The organism is Pectobacterium polaris (assembly GCF_002307355.1).
Lineage (GTDB): Bacteria > Pseudomonadota > Gammaproteobacteria > Enterobacterales > Enterobacteriaceae > Pectobacterium > Pectobacterium polare.
In genome coordinates, this window is sequence record NZ_CP017481.1 from 3,785,218 (window position 1) to 3,802,062 (window position 16,845).

Annotated in this window: 10 protein-coding genes and 2 pseudogenes; 8 read left to right on the forward strand and 4 right to left on the reverse strand. The window is 52.9% G+C overall.

The window, feature by feature from the left end:
• Positions 1-28: 28 nt before the first annotated feature.
• The gene (locus BJJ97_RS16995; protein WP_095994721.1) at positions 29-1,231 is read right to left on the reverse strand and encodes an immunity 26/phosphotriesterase HocA family protein; all 1,203 of its coding nucleotides are present in this window, start codon (positions 1,229-1,231) and stop codon (positions 29-31) included.
• Positions 1,232-1,452: 221 nt separating this feature from the next.
• Between BJJ97_RS16995 and rstA the strand changes: the two genes are divergently transcribed.
• The 7 genes and pseudogenes from rstA (at position 1,453) to BJJ97_RS17030 (ending at position 8,985) form a co-directional block, all read left to right on the forward strand.
• Positions 1,453-2,190, forward strand: coding sequence for a two-component system response regulator RstA (rstA, locus tag BJJ97_RS17000; protein ID WP_095994722.1), 738 nt, complete (start codon positions 1,453-1,455; stop codon positions 2,188-2,190).
• Positions 2,187-3,500, forward strand: a complete 1,314-nt coding sequence (gene rstB, locus BJJ97_RS17005; protein WP_095994723.1) for a two-component system sensor histidine kinase RstB — start codon at positions 2,187-2,189, stop codon at positions 3,498-3,500. Before rstA ends, rstB begins: the two co-directional genes overlap by 4 nt.
• Before the next feature lie 178 nt (positions 3,501-3,678).
• Positions 3,679-4,089, forward strand: coding sequence for an acid resistance repetitive basic protein Asr (asr, locus tag BJJ97_RS17010; RefSeq protein ID WP_039480818.1), 411 nt, complete (start codon positions 3,679-3,681; stop codon positions 4,087-4,089).
• A 404-nt stretch (positions 4,090-4,493) separates the two neighbouring features.
• On the forward strand, positions 4,494-4,796 hold the full coding sequence (locus tag BJJ97_RS17015; protein ID WP_095994724.1) for a hypothetical protein: 303 nt from the start codon (positions 4,494-4,496) through the stop codon (positions 4,794-4,796).
• Positions 4,797-5,033: 237 nt separating this feature from the next.
• Positions 5,034-5,864, forward strand: coding sequence for a trypsin-like serine peptidase (locus tag BJJ97_RS17020; protein WP_095994725.1), 831 nt, complete (start codon positions 5,034-5,036; stop codon positions 5,862-5,864).
• A gap of 472 nt (positions 5,865-6,336) precedes the next feature.
• Positions 6,337-8,115: a sensor domain-containing phosphodiesterase gene (locus BJJ97_RS17025; protein WP_095994726.1), complete on the forward strand. Its 1,779-nt coding sequence runs from the start codon at positions 6,337-6,339 to the stop codon at positions 8,113-8,115.
• Positions 8,116-8,161: 46 nt separating this feature from the next.
• A pseudogene (locus BJJ97_RS17030) lies at positions 8,162-8,985 on the forward strand (EcsC family protein).
• A 16-nt stretch (positions 8,986-9,001) separates the two neighbouring features.
• Here the strand turns inward: BJJ97_RS17030 and hrpA are convergent.
• Complete coding sequence (hrpA, locus tag BJJ97_RS17035) at positions 9,002-12,889, reverse strand: ATP-dependent RNA helicase HrpA (RefSeq protein ID WP_095994727.1); 3,888 nt, start codon at positions 12,887-12,889, stop codon at positions 9,002-9,004.
• Between the two features lie 289 nt (positions 12,890-13,178).
• Here hrpA and BJJ97_RS17040 point away from each other — a divergent pair, with 289 nt between their 5' ends.
• On the forward strand, positions 13,179-13,784 hold the full coding sequence (locus BJJ97_RS17040; RefSeq protein ID WP_039480832.1) for an FMN-dependent NADH-azoreductase: 606 nt from the start codon (positions 13,179-13,181) through the stop codon (positions 13,782-13,784).
• Between the two features lie 59 nt (positions 13,785-13,843).
• Here the strand turns inward: BJJ97_RS17040 and BJJ97_RS17045 are convergent, their stop codons facing one another.
• Together BJJ97_RS17045 and BJJ97_RS17050 are read right to left on the reverse strand one after the other, a co-directional pair.
• Positions 13,844-14,077: a YnbE family lipoprotein gene (locus BJJ97_RS17045; protein WP_095994728.1), complete on the reverse strand. Its 234-nt coding sequence runs from the start codon at positions 14,075-14,077 to the stop codon at positions 13,844-13,846.
• A 15-nt stretch (positions 14,078-14,092) separates the two neighbouring features.
• Positions 14,093-16,683 (reverse strand): annotated as a pseudogene (locus BJJ97_RS17050) (YdbH family protein).
• Positions 16,684-16,845 lie beyond the last annotated feature (162 nt).

The window sequence follows — 16,845 nt, forward strand, 5'->3', positions numbered from 1 at the left end:
GAAAGCACGTGCACCGAGATAGCAGGTATTATTTCGTCTCTTTTTTCTTCACTCGCGCCTTACGCTGGTACGCTTTATTATCGGCGACATACGCCAGATAAGCCGTACGTGTCAGCCCGCCAGTACGCTGGGCAAAAGCATCGTAGGTCGTATCCGATGGAAAACCAAACTCGGCCAGTGCCTGTTCCCATGCTTCACGATGCTCCAGGTTGTGCAGCGTTTTATCATAGCCAGAGAAGCCTTTATCAGCGAAGCATTCGGCTGATACGCTGCTATAAGCCCCATTGTTCATATAGCTGCGCCCGGCTTTAAAAGCGGTATCCTGACTGGCTTTATTGATCGAGCAAGGTCCCCACGACAGACGATAGTCGCTTTTCTGTGCACTGATGCTTGGGCCATAGCCAACGGGGAACAGAATGTCATCTTCCAACAACGTTTTCGATCCCACATACTCATAGTTACCGCGCAGAAACGAGTTATCCATAACAATCCAGCACTTCTCAGACAAGGACGATGCCACAATCTCCGACAGAGGGAGATTACGCTCGGTTGTGCGAAGAAGATAAGGTCGGACAAACAGCGGCATCGTCATCACATCATTCCAGATGCTGTGTTCCGCAAACAGCTCGTCCTTTTGCATCTGACGCAGGTTGCCAATAACCAAAACATACCCATCGGTATGTAAGTCTATTTCGACCCGGAAGATGTCGCCTGGAACCGTTTTATGCTGCTGATTTTTCATACTCATCAGCCGTTCCAGTTTGTGCGCATAGTCAGACGGTAATTGTTCACGATAAGATCGCAGCCACTCGACAATCTCTGCTTTGCTGGTCAAATGACGGCATTCCGGCAACGGTAGTCCGATTGAGTTGCGGTAATTGCTGGCGCTGATATAACCGTAGCTTCCCGAATTCAGCGTTCTGACGCCCGCGGAAAACACAATGCCATCGGCCGTGACGCTAGAAACACTGGTGTACGTCAGCTTTTTTTCTTTACTGCGCGCGGTTCTCGGCAGAATAACGTCACGGCCACGCGTGTGAATAATGACATCTTCTTCCTGATAATCTAGCTCGGTGGCGGTAATGCGTTTGCGGATCGTGTCGCCATCAAAGCAGATAAAATAGCCGTCACGTACGGTTAAAATATCCCATTCAGACGAGAGCGGTTCTAGCCCAAAATAAGGGCGTAAGGCTTCCTGCATCCAGCTGTTTATCTGGTCAATCGGTTTCATCTTCAGCGCGGTTCCCAGTGGAATAATCGGTCATTATGTCGTGACTGCTCTCGTTAAATGCCGAGAGTCAGGTGCGATATCGCCTAAAAAAAGCACGCCCCGCAGCTTATCTAATTTGGGCAAGTAAACAAACACTTAACACCCATTTACGCTTCATTTCTCGTTTATCGCCTATCATCAGGCTATGCTATCAACAGTGAGTTGGGGATAACGTAGATACCATGCATAAGATTGTTTTTATAGAAGATGATACCGAGGTGGGAAAATTGATCGCCGCTTACCTCGGCAAGCATGACATTGATGTTCAGGTTGAAGCGCGGGGCGATCAGGCATTGGCCTTTATTGAACAGCAGCAGCCCGACCTTGTGCTGTTGGACATCATGCTGCCCGGCAAAGACGGCATGACCATCTGTCGGGAATTGCGGCCACAGTACAGCGGCCCGATTGTGCTGTTGACCTCGCTGGACAGCGATATGAATCATATTCTGGCGCTGGAAATGGGTGCCGATGATTACATTCTGAAAACTACACCGCCCGCCGTGTTGCTCGCCCGCCTGCGTCTGCATTTGCGGCAATACGCTGCGACGCCACTGGCCGTGACGGAAAACGCCGCGCCCGCTGCGTTACAGGTGCACAAATCCCTGCACTTCGGCCTGCTCTGTATCGATCCGGTCAATCGGGAAGTGACATTAGGGCAAGAACACATTGTATTATCCACCGCGGATTTCGATCTGCTCTGGCAGTTGGCGACCCATGCTGGTCACATCATGGATCGGGATGCGCTGCTGAAAAATCTGCGCGGCGTGACCTACGACGGCATGGACCGCAGCATTGACGTCGCGATCTCCCGCCTGCGTAAGAAACTGTACGACAACCCGCTGGAACCGTTCCGTATTAAAACGGTGCGCAACAAAGGCTATCTGTTTGCCCCCAATACCTGGGAGAGCGTCACGCTATGAGAAAGCTGTTCGTCCAGTTTTTTCTATTGCTGTTCGCCTGCTTTGTCGTCATGACACTTCTGGTCGGGCTGGTCTATAAAGTCACAGCCGAACGCGCCGGGCGTCAGTCCATGGATGACCTGATGAAAAGCTCGCTGTATCTCATTCGTAATGAGTTGCGCGCGATTCCGCCTCGCGACTGGCATAAAACCATCAGCCAGCTTGATTTAAACCTGTCATTCAAACTGCACATCGAACCGGTGAGCAAATATGCGCTGAGCCCCAAGAATCGGCAGCGTCTGAATCAGGGAGAGATTATCGCGCTGGATGATGAATACACGTTTATCCAACGCATTCCCCGCAGCCACTATGTTCTTGCCGTCGGCCCTATTCCTTATTTGTTCTTCCTGCATGAAATGCGGCTGCTGGATTTACTGCTGGTGATGCTCATAGGGCTATCGCTGGCGCTGCCGGTTTTCTTGTGGATGCGGCCACACTGGCAGGCCATGCTAAAACTGGAGAATGCCGCGCAGCGCCTCGGGGATGGTCATCTGGAGGAACGCATTCACTTCGATAGCACCTCAAGCCTGTACCGGCTTGGCGTCGCCTTCAACCGTATGGCGGATAACCTGAATCAGCTCATCAACAGTAAAAAGCAGCTGATTGACAACATTGCGCACGAACTGCGTACGCCGCTGGTCAGGCTGCGCTATCGACTGGCGATGAGCGACAACCTGACAGAAGACGAACAGCAGGCGTTAAACCGGGATATTGGCCAACTCGAAGCGCTGATTGACGAACTGCTGACGTATGCCAGACTCGACCGACCGCAGGTGACGTTGCATCTTGCCGATATTGATATTCCTTCGTGGCTACAGGCAAAAGTTGACGATTTCCGCCTGATCCACCCTGACAAACACATCTCGTTGGACATGCCCCATTCGGCACGGATTGGCGCGCTCGATTTACGCCTGATGGAACGAGTGCTGAATAACCTGATCGGCAATGGGTTACGCTTCTGCCACAGCCGATTGCATATCAGCCTAACATCCGACGCCGAGCACATCGCGTGTCTGCACGTCGAAGATGACGGCCCCGGTATTCCGCCCGACAGCCGGGAAAGCGTGTTTGAACCGTTTGTCCGGCTGGAAGCGGGTATCGAGAACAGCAGCGGCGGATGTGGGCTGGGGCTGGCGATTGTTCATGCTATCGCCCGGGCGTACGACGGCAGCATTACCGTGGATGACAGCCCGCTCGGCGGTGCCCGTTTCCGCTTTTGCTGGCCGGTAAAAACCGCAACAACGCAGGCCGCAATCGCCGTTCAGCACTAGCACCGAGACGGCGGTAACCCCGCCGTTTTTCCCTGTCTTTCCCACTTTTTCTGGCTTGTACATTAGGTTACACGCCGAAACCAATCACTCACTGAAGCCGTCCGCTGTTTCTCCTATTCTCTCTCTACCGGCCCAGCTGAGGGCTACGAAACGTGAATGAGATAACGAGGAAATGAAGATGAATAAAGTATTAGTTATGATCGCAGGTGCGGCACTGGGTCTGTCCTCTGTAGCGTTTGCCGCGGATACCGTAACCAGCGCACCAGCTCAGCCTACGGCGACCACGTCTGCTCCGGCTAAAGCCGCTCACCATAAAAAACAGGTGAAGAAAGCCCAACCAGCTCCTGCCCAGAAAGCGCAGGCCGCTAAAAAACACGTGAAGAAAGCCAAGCCAGCCCCTGCTCAGAAAGCACAGGCTGCCAAGAAACACGTGAAGAAAGCCAAACCTGCTCCTGCCCAGAAAGCGCAGGCTGCTAAAAAACACGTGAAGAAAGCCAAACCAGCTCCTGCACAGAAAGCGCAGGCTGCCAAGAAACACGTGAAGAAAGCGAAAACGGCAAAACCAGCGACCACTACGCCAGCAGCGTAATCGGTAAGCACCACGCCTTCCCTACGGGGAAGGCGTCACTTTCGGTTAGCCCTATTTGAAATCTATCGCTAAGAGCTTGCCGTAGAACAATAATCAAACACCCGGTTTACCGGGTGTTTATTTCATGGGGGGACGGGAGAATGATGCGACGTTACTCATTTGAAATTATGTTATCCCTCGTTCTGCTCTGTGGCATTGTCACCCTGAGTTTTTTCCTCTAGTTGCAGGGGCTGCATCACGCCGTGATTAATCGCACCGCTATTAATCATGAGGTTATTGAACGTCCAAAACAGTAAACGTCAAAAATGCAGACCGCTCGCCAAATAAAGATTGTAGAGCAGTAAAGTTTTATCACTCAGCGCCGTTTATATCATTACACTCCGGGCAATACCGAGAACTGTATAATGAAAAGAACCCTGCAAATATCTGCCCTATTGCTGAGCACGCTGGCTGCAACATCGTATGCCTTCGCCTCTTCCTCTTCATCGTCCGGTATCATCCGCTTTTCGGGTGCCATCGTCGAACCGGTCTGTGATGTGACAACACGCTCAAATAATGTGACCGTCAGCTGTGAACGACAAGGTGAAATACAAACGCTACACATGAAAAACAGCTCGCAACACGCTGTTTTGCCGCAAGGCATCGGCTCGGTGAGTTCGAAAATGTTAAGTTCAGATGCGCGTGTCGTGATCGTCAGCTACGAATAAAACAGGTGTCATTCGCTGTACTGTTGATGTAAAAACGCGACGCCACTTCAGATCGTGGCGTCACGTTTTGAGCATAGGGGTATTATGATGAAATAAGCGCAATGATGTTATCCGACGCCTTTTACACTCGATAACATTTTAATTTTCAGTCCCTCACCAACAAATACATCTATAGTTAATTCAACGCGCTATATTTAGCGCCTCAAGATGGTTTCTCTCATAAGGTTTATTCACTGCATGCGCATATCAGCCTGGTTGTTATGTTCATTATCATTTATCGCCCCGCTCAGTTGGGCAGAATCCTCACCGACGGATACCGCCGCGCAGAAGCAGCAACAAATCTTATTTTTTAACCATGACGATCGAGATGTCGTTCCCGACACGGCGATCTGGCCGTGGCAAGCGATTGGGCAGTTGGAAACCGCCAGTGGTAACCTCTGTACCGCAACGCTGATTTCCCCGCATCTGGCGCTGACAGCCGGGCACTGCGTAGTCACGCCACCGAAAGGTGAGATAGATAAACCCGTCGCGCTGCGCTTTCTGGCGACAGAAAATGGCTGGCGGTATGAAACAACGGAAATTGAAGTGCTGGCGAATAACACGCTCGCCAAAAAACTGAAAGCCGACGGCGAGGGGTGGATCGTTCCGCCTTCAGCTGCACCGCTGGATTATGCGCTGATTCGGCTAAAGCAAACGCCACCGGACATTCGTCCGCTCCCGCTCTGGCAAGGCAGCCGGCAGGAATTGATGCAGGCTTTGAAGGACAACGGTCAGCGCGTCACGCAGGCCGGTTATCCAGAGGATCATCAGGAAACGCTTTATCGCCATCAAAACTGTTTGATCACCGGCTGGGTTCACACCGCCGTTATATCGCACCAGTGCGACACGCTGCCTGGCGATAGCGGCTCCCCGCTGATGCTGAATTCAGCAGCAGGCTGGGTGCTCATGGGCATCCAAAGTTCCGCGCCCGATGCCAGTGAACGCGATAGAGCCGATAATCGCGCCGTTTCCGTTACCGCCATTCGTCAGCAGTTAGAAACGTTGGCAAAACAGCAGGCAACAAAGTAACGCTAACGCCCCACAGAACCTCACCGTCAGGCGGAAATCATTATTCGGGATACCGCCTGGCAACATCGTTTTCCGCCAATTTCATGGTATAAAAAAATATCTGTTCTATTCTTATCAGAGAGATAGGTTAATCATCCATATTGTCACCCTACAATGGGTATAACAATTATCAGGATGCTATTTTTATCTTATGGAAGCGACCGTTTTTTATAATTGGATTCCCCCTTTATTTGCAGAGTACTTTCTCAGCCAGACCGCTTACCTCTACTTGTAACTTACGGAGAAATATCATAAATCCATACAGCACACTGAAAACCGAAAACATGATTTAAGACAAAAAAACGTCTGAACCTTAACGGAAAGATAAAGGCGATATAATAAGTTACCTCAATTTTTAGCCTCTATGTTATTGTGTCGCCGTTAAATTAAATTGATGTTGTCGCGATTATTATTGCGGAAAGGAAGAGTCTACATGTTAAAACATTTGAGCCATGACGAAAAAAAACGCATGCAGACTCTCGACGAATTACAGAAAACCGATACATCTCAAGACGATATTCTTCACAAACTCACGAAATTAGCCTGCCAACTCCTTGAAACCCCGACGGCTCTCGTGACGCTAACCGGTTCCAAATCTCTGCATGTTAAAGCGAAAACCCATTTTCCTTTGGATGATATGGATAAAATCGGTTCCTTCGATCATTTTACCGTACAAACGGGTCAATCCTTTATCTGCCCCGATGCCACTCAGGACGACCGTTTTAAAGACAGCCCTTACGTAACCAGCGAACCTTTTATCCGTTTTTACGCGGGTGTACCGCTGAAAACCAAAGACGGCTATTCCATCGGTACGTTCAGCGTCATCGATTATATCCCACGCACCTTCAGCAAGGTCCAACTGCGGCTCCTGCATGATTTAGCGACCATTGCGATGGTGCTAATGGAATACCGCAACGCGATTGGGCTGATTGATGCCGTCACGCTGTTGCCCAATCGCCAGCGCCTGATTGACGACATTAGCCACATTACCGACATTCACGAGCCCTACCTGCTTATTCTGATTGATACCATCGACATTTCTTACGCCTATGAAATGGGGTGTGCGCTGGGTATGCCGACCGTAGAAGGCCTGCTGAAAGATATCGGGGTCTTTTTACGTCTTAGCTTAAATTCATCAGACAATTTGTACTCTGCCGCCGTAGGCCGTTTCGCGCTACTGGTGAAGGCCGATAGGAAAGATCAAGTTCTGGCGGAACTCGACGCCTGTGCTGAGCGGATCCATGAAAGTATCGCCAGCCATATTCCGCTCAAACTGGAACTTTTTGTTGGCTACACCGAATTCCAGATTCCGGCCAAAGAGCCGCAGCAAATCTTGCGTGAGTCAATGAGCGCACTGCGCACTGCCATCACCAAGAATATTCGCCAGTTTGCCTACGACCCAGAGGCCGATAAAGCGCAGCAAATCGCCTTTACCTTGCTCAATGAGCTAGCCGATGTGCTACAGAACAAGAAGCCGGGTCTCTATTTGGTTTATCAGCCGAAATTAAGTATCAAGACCAACACTGTGATTGGTGCCGAAGCGCTGATTCGCTGGCGACACCCTGAATTAGGTGAGATTTATCCCGACCAGTTTATTCCGCTCGCGGAAGGTACTACGCTGATGCGTCCGTTAACGGACTGGGTCACCCGAGAAGCGGCATGTCAGGTGAAGCAGTGGCGTCAGGAGGGACTAACGTTCCCCGTATCGATTAACGTTTCTGCCCGAAATTTTTCCGAGAATGACTTTATCCCACGTCTCATCACCATTCTGGAAAATCACGGTCTTACCCCTCAGGACATTGACATCGAGTGTGTCGAGACGCAGGACATTATCGGAAGCACCGAAACGCTCGCCACCATCCAAACGCTGCAACAGCTCGGATTTACTATCGCGCTTGATGATTTCGGTACGGGATATAGCAACTTAAGCTATTTGCGCAATATTCCCTCTACGGTGATAAAGCTGGATAAATCGCTGATTAAAGATATAAAAACTGACCGCAAAAGCCGTGTCATTGTGCAATCCATTATCAGCATGCTGCACAAACTGAATTACATTGTGCTAGCGGAAGGGGTAGAAAATAAAGAAACGCTCGAACATCTGGCTCGTTTCGGGTGTGATGAAGTACAGGGTTACTATTTCTCCCGACCTATCCCACCCGACGCTTTTACCGCCTGGTTAGCGGCGCGCTCGTCACAAACATCTGCATAACAATCCCGTCAGGTAGGTTATTCAACCAACGGTACGGAGAACGCCTATGACTCTTCTTACTCAGCAGGATACGCTCGCCATCAGACAGGCCATAGCGCTGCTGGAAGCCCCTTCTTTTACCATACAGGCAGCGAATCTGGTTGGAAAACCGATTGAATGGAGTCTGTCGAAGCTACCCGCCCTAGTGAAAAACAAAATACAGGATGTGGTTCATTCCGCGCTCTACAAAGCGGTAGACGCCGCACTCTATACGTTGGACGATGATCCTGCTCGCGTAGCATCACCAAAAACACACAAGCTGGCCGTCGCCGCTTCCGGTGCAGTCAGCGGTTTTTTTGGCGCAGCGGGTCTGCTAGTTGAACTGCCTATCAGCACCACCATCATGATGCGTTCCGTGGCGAAGGTTTCTCCCTCACTGATTTTTCCGTCAAAGCTGCCTGTGTAGAAGTTTTCGCGCTCGGCGGGACACAAGAAAGCGACGACGCTGCCGATTCTGCCTATTACACGTCACGCGCCGTTCTGGCCGATATCACCCGACATGCCAGCCGCGAATTAATCGGCATTGCTGGCAAGAAAAGCGCAGGGAAAGCGTCTGCTCGAATGAGCACCTCACAGGCAGGAAAAACGCTGGCAAAATTGATTGATGCGGTCGCCACCAGACTGGGCGTAACCATGACGGAAAAAATGGCCGCACAGATTGTTCCGGTGATTGGTGCCGCCAGCGGTGCGGCCATTAATACGCTGTTTATTCACCACTACCAAAACATGGCGAAAGGTCATTTCATCATAAAACGTCTGGAACAGCAGTATGGTGAAGAAGCCATCAGGTCGGCTTACCTTGAGATCAAAAAGCAGCCCTTGCCGACCTGATGTGATACCGAGAAAATTATCCTTCCACCTGCTCCATCGCCTGCAATACGCGCTTATCCGAGATCGGGAACGGCGTTCCTAGCTGCTGAGCAAAGTAGCTGACGCGCAGCTCTTCAAGCATCCAGCGCACCGCTTTCACATCGTCGTCGTCACGTCGCTCCGCAGGCAACTTATTCCACCACTGTTGCCACGCCTGTTGAACGTGCTCCACTTTCAGCATCTGCGCTCGATCACGGTGAACATCCTGCGCCAGTTTCTCCAGACGGCGCTCTATCGCTTGCAGATAACGCAGTACGTCCGGCAGGCGCTGCCAGCCGTTTGCGGTCACAAAACCACGGAACACCAGACCGGTCATCTGGCTCTTGATATCACTTAACGCCAGCGCCATCGCCATGTCTACACGCCCTTTCAGACGCTTGTTAATGGTGAAGACCGCCGTCAGGATTTGCTCAACCTGTTTGGCGATATCCACCACCGTATCGTTCAACTCCGCACGCACTTTTTCATGCAGTTGCTGGAAGGCCTCTTCCTGCCAGACCGGGCCACCGGATGATTCAATCAGCTTATCCACCGCACAGGCGATGCAGTCATCGATGAGATCCAACACTTTGCCGTACGGATTGAAATAGAGGCCGAGTTTCGCCTTGTTTGGCAGCTTTTCATGCAGATACTTAATCGGCGACGGAATGTTCAGCAGTAACAGGCGGCGCAGCCCTTGCCGCATGACCTGCTGTTGCTGGTGCGGCGTGTCAAACAGACGAATCGCCACGCTATCCTTTTCATCCACCAATGCCGGATAGGCTTTAACCGAGTAGCCGCCACGCTTCTGCTCATAGCAATCCGGCAGCGAACCGAAGCTCCAGACGTGCAGACCGCGCTGCTCCAGCCCGTCATCCACTACGGATGACAGCGTTTGCTGCACTTTATCCTTGAGCTGATCTTTCAGCGCATTCAGGTCTTTGCCTTCCCGCTGCGTCCGATTCTTCTCATCGATAACGCGGAACGTGATTTTCAGATGATCGGGCACCTGATCCCACTGCCACGCCTCGCGTGGCACCGTGACGCCCGTCATCAGCCGCAGTTCACGCTCCAGCGCATCCAAGAGTCCTTTCTCTAATGGCGTGGTGCGAGCCAGAAACGCTTCGGCATAGTTCGGCGCGGGTACGAAGTTACGACGTAACGGTTTAGGCAATGACTTAATCAGCGCGATCGTCAGTTCGCGGCGCACGCCGGGAATCTGCCACTCAAAACCTTCTTCACGCACCTGATTGAGAATAGGCAAAGGAATATGTACCGTGACACCATCCGCATCCGCGCCCGGTTCAAACTGATAGGACAAGCGTAATTTCAAGCTGCCCTGATGCCAGAAGTTCGGATAATCCAGCGCGCTCACCTTCTCTGCGCCGTCTTTGATCAACATGCTCTTTTCAAAATTAAGCAGGTCGGCATTATCCCGGCTGGCGGCTTTCCACCATGTGTCAAAATGGCGTGACGACACCACATCGTGCGGCAACCGCTGGTCATAGAAAGCAAACAGCGTTTCGTCATCCACCAGAATGTCGCGGCGGCGCGATTTATGTTCGAGATCTTCCACTTCCGCCAGCAGCTTGAGGTTGGCGCGGAAAAAGGCGTGATGCGTTTGCCAGTCACCTTCCACCAGCGCGTGGCGAATGAACATTTCACGCGCCAGCGTCGGATCGATTTGGCTGTAGTTCACCTTGCGCGCCGCGACAATCGGCAGCCCGAAGAGTGTCACCTTCTCCTGCGCCATCACGGTGCCCTGCGCTTTCTCCCAATGAGGATCGCTGTAGCTCCGTTTAATCAGATGCTGGGCCAGCGGCTCGATCCACTCGGGTTCAATACGTGCAGCAATGCGTCCCCACAGACGGCTGGTTTCCACCAGTTCAGCGACCATCGTCCACTTAGGCGGTTTTTTGAATAACCCCGAGCCAGGGAAAATCGCAAACCGCGCGTTACGCGCACCGCTGAACTCCTGTTTCTCAATATCTTTCTGCCCGACATGCGACAACAAGCCGGTAAGCAGCGCGCAGTGAATACTCAGGTAATCGGCGGGCTCGCTGTTGACCGGCAGCCCCAGTTCTTTCACGACCTGACGCAGCTGCGTATAAATATCCTGCCATTCGCGCACGCGCAGGTAGTTAAGGAAATCTGTGCGGCACTGGCGGCGGAATTGGCCGGAAGACAGCGTTTTTTGCTGGTCACGCAGATAGTCCCACAGATTGACGAAAGCCAGAAAATCGGAGTCTTTATCGGCAAAACGGCGGTGTTTCTCATCCGATGCCTGCTTCTTATCCATCGGCCTTTCGCGCGGATCTTGAATCGACAGCGCCGCAGTGATGATCATCACTTCACGCACACAGCCGGTTTTACGCGCTTCCAGCACCATTCGCGCCAAACGTGGATCGATAGGCAATTGCGCCAGCTGTTGCCCCTGCGGCGTCAGGCGGTAATGCCCGTTCTCTGCCAGATTAATCGCGCCTAATTCTTCCAGCAACCGCACGCCATCCTGAATATTGCGTTTATCCGGCGCTTCAACAAACGGGAACGCGGCGATATCGCCTAACCCCAGCGACGTCATTTGCAGAATAACGGAAGCCAGATTGGTGCGAAGAATTTCGGGATCGGTAAATTCAGGCCGCGACAGGAAATCCTGCTCGGAATAGAGACGAATACACACCCCAGCAGCGACACGGCCACAGCGCCCTTTACGCTGATTCGCCGACGCCTGCGAGACAGGTTCAATCGGCAGGCGCTGTACCTTGGTGCGAAAGCTATAGCGGCTGATACGCGCGGTACCTGGGTCGATCACATAGCGAATCCCCGGCACGGTGAGCGAGGTTTCCGCCACGTTGGTCGCCAGCACGATACGGCGGCCGTGATGTGACTGAAAGACGCGGTTCTGCTCCTGATTCGACAGGCGCGCGTACAGCGGTAGGATCTCGGTATGCGGCAAGTCCAGACGGGTCAGCGCCTCTGCCGTATCGCGAATTTCTCGTTCACCGCTCATGAAGACCAGAATATCCCCCGGCCCTTCGCGCGTCAGTTCATCGACCGCATCAAAAATCGCCTGTAGCTGATCGCGTTCGCTGTCATCGGCGTCTTCCACCACGGGACGATAGCGCACGTCCACCGGATAGGTCCGGCCGGACACTTCGATGATTGGCGCATTATTAAAATGGCGAGAGAAGCGCTGCGGATCGATGGTCGCCGATGTGATAATTACTTTTAAATCAGGACGTTTTGGCAACAGTTGGCACAAATAGCCCATGATAAAATCGATATTCAGGCTGCGTTCGTGCGCTTCATCGATGATCAGCGTGTCGTACTGCATCAACAGGCGATCCTGCTGAATTTCCGCCAGCAGAATACCGTCGGTCATCAGTTTGACCAGCGTATTGTCACTCACCTGATCGTTAAATCGGACTTTATAACCGACACTGTCACCCAGCGGCGTTTCCAACTCGGCAGCAATGCGGTCAGCAACGGTTCTGGCAGCCAGACGACGCGGCTGCGTGTGACCGATCAGACCGTGCACCCCGCGCCCCAGTTCGAGACAGATTTTCGGCAACTGCGTGGTTTTACCCGATCCCGTCTCACCCGCGACGATAATCACCTGATGATGACGCAGCGCATCCAGTATCTCGTCTTTTTTCTGGCTAACGGGCAGCTGTTCAGGATAGTGAATCGCCGGACAGCTTGCCCGTCGGTTCTCGACTTTCTGGCGCGCAGCAGCAATTTCCCCCTCAATTTCCTGAGCGATCGCCGCCTGAGCCTGCGGGCTGCTGACCTTCGCCGCACCTTGTAAACGGCGGCGCAGACGTTGCCGATCGCTAAGCATTAGCTCACTTAACTGCGTAGATAATGCACTGAGAGGTGATTTCACGTTGCTCTTCCTTAATCGTTTTCTCTAATTCTTGTCTCTGCCGGGGCGATGCTCGCCGCCGAATCTGGCTCGATGGAGCCTAATCTACTTTCAAGGCACGAAATTTTTAAGCCGTGGATAGTAGCACATTGTCATAAACGGCTCTAATAGCACCATTTTGTCTTATTCAAGAAAATCGAATAAAGACCTCGAATATTTGCACTTTTCTCTTTGCAGATCACCGCATAAGATGTGACACATCAAGGGGCGTTATGTTGTCGCCCACTTCTAATCACTAAAGGAATTGGCAATGAGCAAAGTATTGGTTCTGAAATCAAGCATTCTGGCAGGTTATTCTCAGTCAAACCAACTGGCCGACCACTTCACCGCCGAGTGGCAGTCTGCACATCCAAGCGACAGTATCACCGTCCGCGACCTGGCTGCTCAACCGATTCCGGTTCTTGATGGCGAATTAGTCGGCGCACTGCGTCCTTCCGATGCTGCCCTGACCCCACGTCAACAAGAAGCCCTGACACTGTCCGACGAACTGATCGCCGAACTGCAAGCACATGACATTATCGTGATCGCTGCACCAATGTATAACTTCAACATTCCTACCCAGTTGAAGAACTACTTCGACCTGGTTGCCCGTGCTGGTGTGACGTTCCGCTACACCGAGCAAGGCCCGGAAGGTCTGGTGAAAGGTAAACGCGCTATCGTATTAACCAGCCGTGGCGGCATCCATAAAGGCACGCCAACCGATCTGCTGGAACCGTACCTGCGCGTATTCCTGGGCTTCCTCGGCCTGACCGACCTTGAGTTTGTGTTCGCTGAAGGCTACGGCTACGGCCCGGATGTGGCACAGAAAGCCACCGACGCGGCAAAAACTCAACTGTCTCAGTTGGTCACCGCATAAAGAATCCTTGTTCATACGAATAAGTGTTACCAACCTTGCCATTGATTGACTTGGTTTAATTATTGCGCGCCTTCCGGCGCGCTTTTCTTTATCTCATCGCCAGCCGCATTGTCCGACCTTTGCAGCAATTGCGTCGCCTCTTTATCCGCTTTGATGTGAATCTCATGTTCGATCTTCACGTTCATATTGATGGTGATCGGCTCTTTGGGCGCAGCCACTTCGATACGCGGCACGCATCCCGTCAGAAAAGCGACCGTGCAACCTACCGCCAGCAATGTCTCGCACTTGTTCATTGTTCTACCTTGAATTTATTCATTGGCCTGCTGCTCCAGCGTATCCCGCAAGTTATCGCCAAAACGCAAGCTGCGCCATAGCTGGAAGATATTCTCCTGATGGCGATAGTTGAGAATCACCTGGCGTTTCGCGCTGAGCTGCGGGTTTTTCCCCTGCACCTGCGACGTTAATGTCAGCTCGCCCTGATTGGTCAGGTCAAGCGTGGCATAGGAACGTCCAATTTCCAGATAGCGCAGCCAGCCAATCGCCGCCCCGCCTGCCAGATTTTTACTCGCTAACTCATCGGCCAGTTGGTTATCCAGCCGCAGCGTCAGGAAGCCATCATTGGTAATCCGTCCGCCTTCAATCAGCGTGGTCGGGTGATTAAAATTCAGCGGAAGCGTGCCGCTCACGCGCCCGGACAGAGCAAACTGCTTTTGCTTCAGCACCGTCATGAGTTCGCTAAGATCCACACTCTTAACGGTGAATAGCGCAGGTTCCCGCTGTGGCCAGCGTAGCGTAGACAGACCAATATGCCCATCCAATACATCCATATCGGCCTGAGACATAACCAGCGGCTGTCGCTCACTGTACGGGTAAAATCCCTGGAGATCGACGCGGATATTGCTCATCCGAAACAGGTTGTCCAGCACGTCAATTCGCAGCGCAACAGGCTGCTTGACGCCCAGTTGCCAGCGCTGATCTTTCAGACGATAAGGCAAGACAAAGTGGACGCCGCTAACTTCACCATCCTGTAGCCACAGTCCGCCATTTTTCACGACCCAATGTCCGCCCGCACTGAACCCTTCTTTACGTGCGGCAGAGAATGCCGCCTGCGCGTAAAACTGCCCGGCACGAATGTTCATTTTCAACAGCGGAGAAAGCAGAGGCTGAAACACCTTAAGCGGCTGTGTCGGCCACCACGCCCCCCGCGCAGTCGCTCTCCATCCCAGCGGCCACGCAGCCTAACCGGCCCGATATCTTCAGCCTGTAACTGCCCCTGTAGCTGGAAGTCATCCGGGCTACGCCCCTGCATCGTCAGCGTTAGCAACGAAGGCGGCAAGTAGCCCCCGTTGCTGAAGTGCGCCCGTTCGGAAGCCAGTTGCAGCGCACCTTGAAAATGTTCACCGGAACGAGCACGCTGCCACCGGATCGGCTCAGTGATCGTCAGGCGGGGCTGGTGTACCGTCACAATGCCATAACCCAACTGATCCAAGCCGCTCGACAGCTGGGTGACTTCTATCAGGGTATCCTGCCACTGGCCTCGACCAGCCACGTCCCACTGACCTTTCAGCGGCGGTAGCTGGCCATTGCCCCAATAACGCCATTGCCACTGCCCCTGATCCGGCCAGAAATCCTGTGCCTGACCGTCAAGGTGCAGGCTGAAACGCCCCCAGTATGCTTCCCGCGCTTTCACAATCGCCTGTAGTCGTCCATTCACGCCCGTCGCACTGACTCGGACGCCCGCCAGCGGCCAGCGTGCTTCTTCAAGATAAATTTGCGGCGCAGGCGTTCCCCAGGCACGCAGCAGCGCCCCGGGTAAAAGAGAAAGTTCGGGATTGAGAATAGAGCCCTGCAACACCCCCGGCAGCGTCGCCGTCAGGGAGAGTGCGGGTAAGTTTGCCTGCCCGGTAAGCTGAAAGCGCAATTCGCTGTTGAGCAGGCCAATATTGCCCGGCCCCAGCACCAACACGGCGTTCGCCTTGCCATTATGCCCTTGGGTCAGCATGTTCAACCGCGCATTAATCGTGGTGGCATCCAGCCCTTGTCGCCAGTGCTGTAATGTCATGGCTATCTGTCCGGAGAGGGGCTGATCGGCATAAGGCCAGCGCCAGACACCGTTAGTCACCTGAATCACCTCATCCGTCAGTTGCCACGGCAGCGATATCAGCGGTGTCTCATCATTCGCCGCATTCAGTACCAGTTCACCCGCTTGATGATGCCAATCCAGCAGGAGCGAAAGCGGATCGGGCGTTTGCCCTGAATCCAGTTTTCCGGTGAGCCGCCCCTGCACCGGTGCGGCATCCAGCGTATCGGCCAGCTCCATCTCACCACTGACTAGCAGGCGCGCGAACCCCGCTGGCGTTGCGATCATGCTCTCATGCAGGGTCAGACGCTGATCGTTCAGTTCTGCCTTAAACGCCAGTTGATCGCCCTGATAATCCAGCGTTTGTTGCCGCTTGCCGTCGCTGCTGAGTCGCACCTGTCCGGCGTAATCCTGCCAAGGCTGTAGCGTAAACGTCTTCACCTGAATATCGGCCGCAGGCAATCGCTGCTGCCATTGCGCCAACTGCGCCGCTGGCTCAGTGCTGCTGCTTGCTGGCACATACCGTAGGCAGTCGCTGTTTACCGTCACGGCATCAATATCGACATGCCATCGCCAGCTATCCCAACGCAGCGCCATATTCCGTACGTCAACGAGTGTGCACTCCCCGGCCATAAGACTGAACCCCGCGCTATGCAGCCCACCGCCCTGCCACCCAGGCGTCCCATTCACGGTCAAAGACATCTCCGTCGGGAGCCAGAGGTTAGCAAGGCGCGGTAGCCACTGCGGCAGTGCTCGCCAGGAAAGAAACAGCAAGGCGGCGAGCAGGAAAGCAACTGAAAGTGCACGTTTTTTAATCATTAGCGCGAGTTAAGCATCCTGTTCAATAGCGGTAAAATTCGTCCTGTATGACTCTGCCGATTATTCATTCACAAATCGCTCTTTTTGTTAACAAACAATCCTATCCAACTCACATTTACCACTATTGTGCGTACTTACTCATTACCCTTTCGTGGTAAAATG

Excerpts from the sequence above, each read along its gene's own strand:
- BJJ97_RS17040 (WP_039480832.1), top strand. The coding sequence starts at position 13,179 with ATGAGCAAAGTATTGGTTCTGAAATCAAGCATTCTGGCAGGTTATTCT.
- BJJ97_RS17025 (WP_095994726.1), top strand. The coding sequence starts at position 6,337 with ATGTTAAAACATTTGAGCCATGACGAAAAAAAACGCATGCAGACTCTC.
- asr (WP_039480818.1), top strand. The coding sequence starts at position 3,679 with ATGAATAAAGTATTAGTTATGATCGCAGGTGCGGCACTGGGTCTGTCC.
- BJJ97_RS17020 (WP_095994725.1), top strand. The coding sequence starts at position 5,034 with ATGCGCATATCAGCCTGGTTGTTATGTTCATTATCATTTATCGCCCCG.
- BJJ97_RS17015 (WP_095994724.1), top strand. The coding sequence starts at position 4,494 with ATGAAAAGAACCCTGCAAATATCTGCCCTATTGCTGAGCACGCTGGCT.
- BJJ97_RS16995 (WP_095994721.1), bottom strand. The coding sequence starts at position 1,231 with ATGAAACCGATTGACCAGATAAACAGCTGGATGCAGGAAGCCTTACGC.
- rstB (WP_095994723.1), top strand. The coding sequence starts at position 2,187 with ATGAGAAAGCTGTTCGTCCAGTTTTTTCTATTGCTGTTCGCCTGCTTT.
- BJJ97_RS17045 (WP_095994728.1), bottom strand. The coding sequence starts at position 14,077 with ATGAACAAGTGCGAGACATTGCTGGCGGTAGGTTGCACGGTCGCTTTT.
- rstA (WP_095994722.1), top strand. The coding sequence starts at position 1,453 with ATGCATAAGATTGTTTTTATAGAAGATGATACCGAGGTGGGAAAATTG.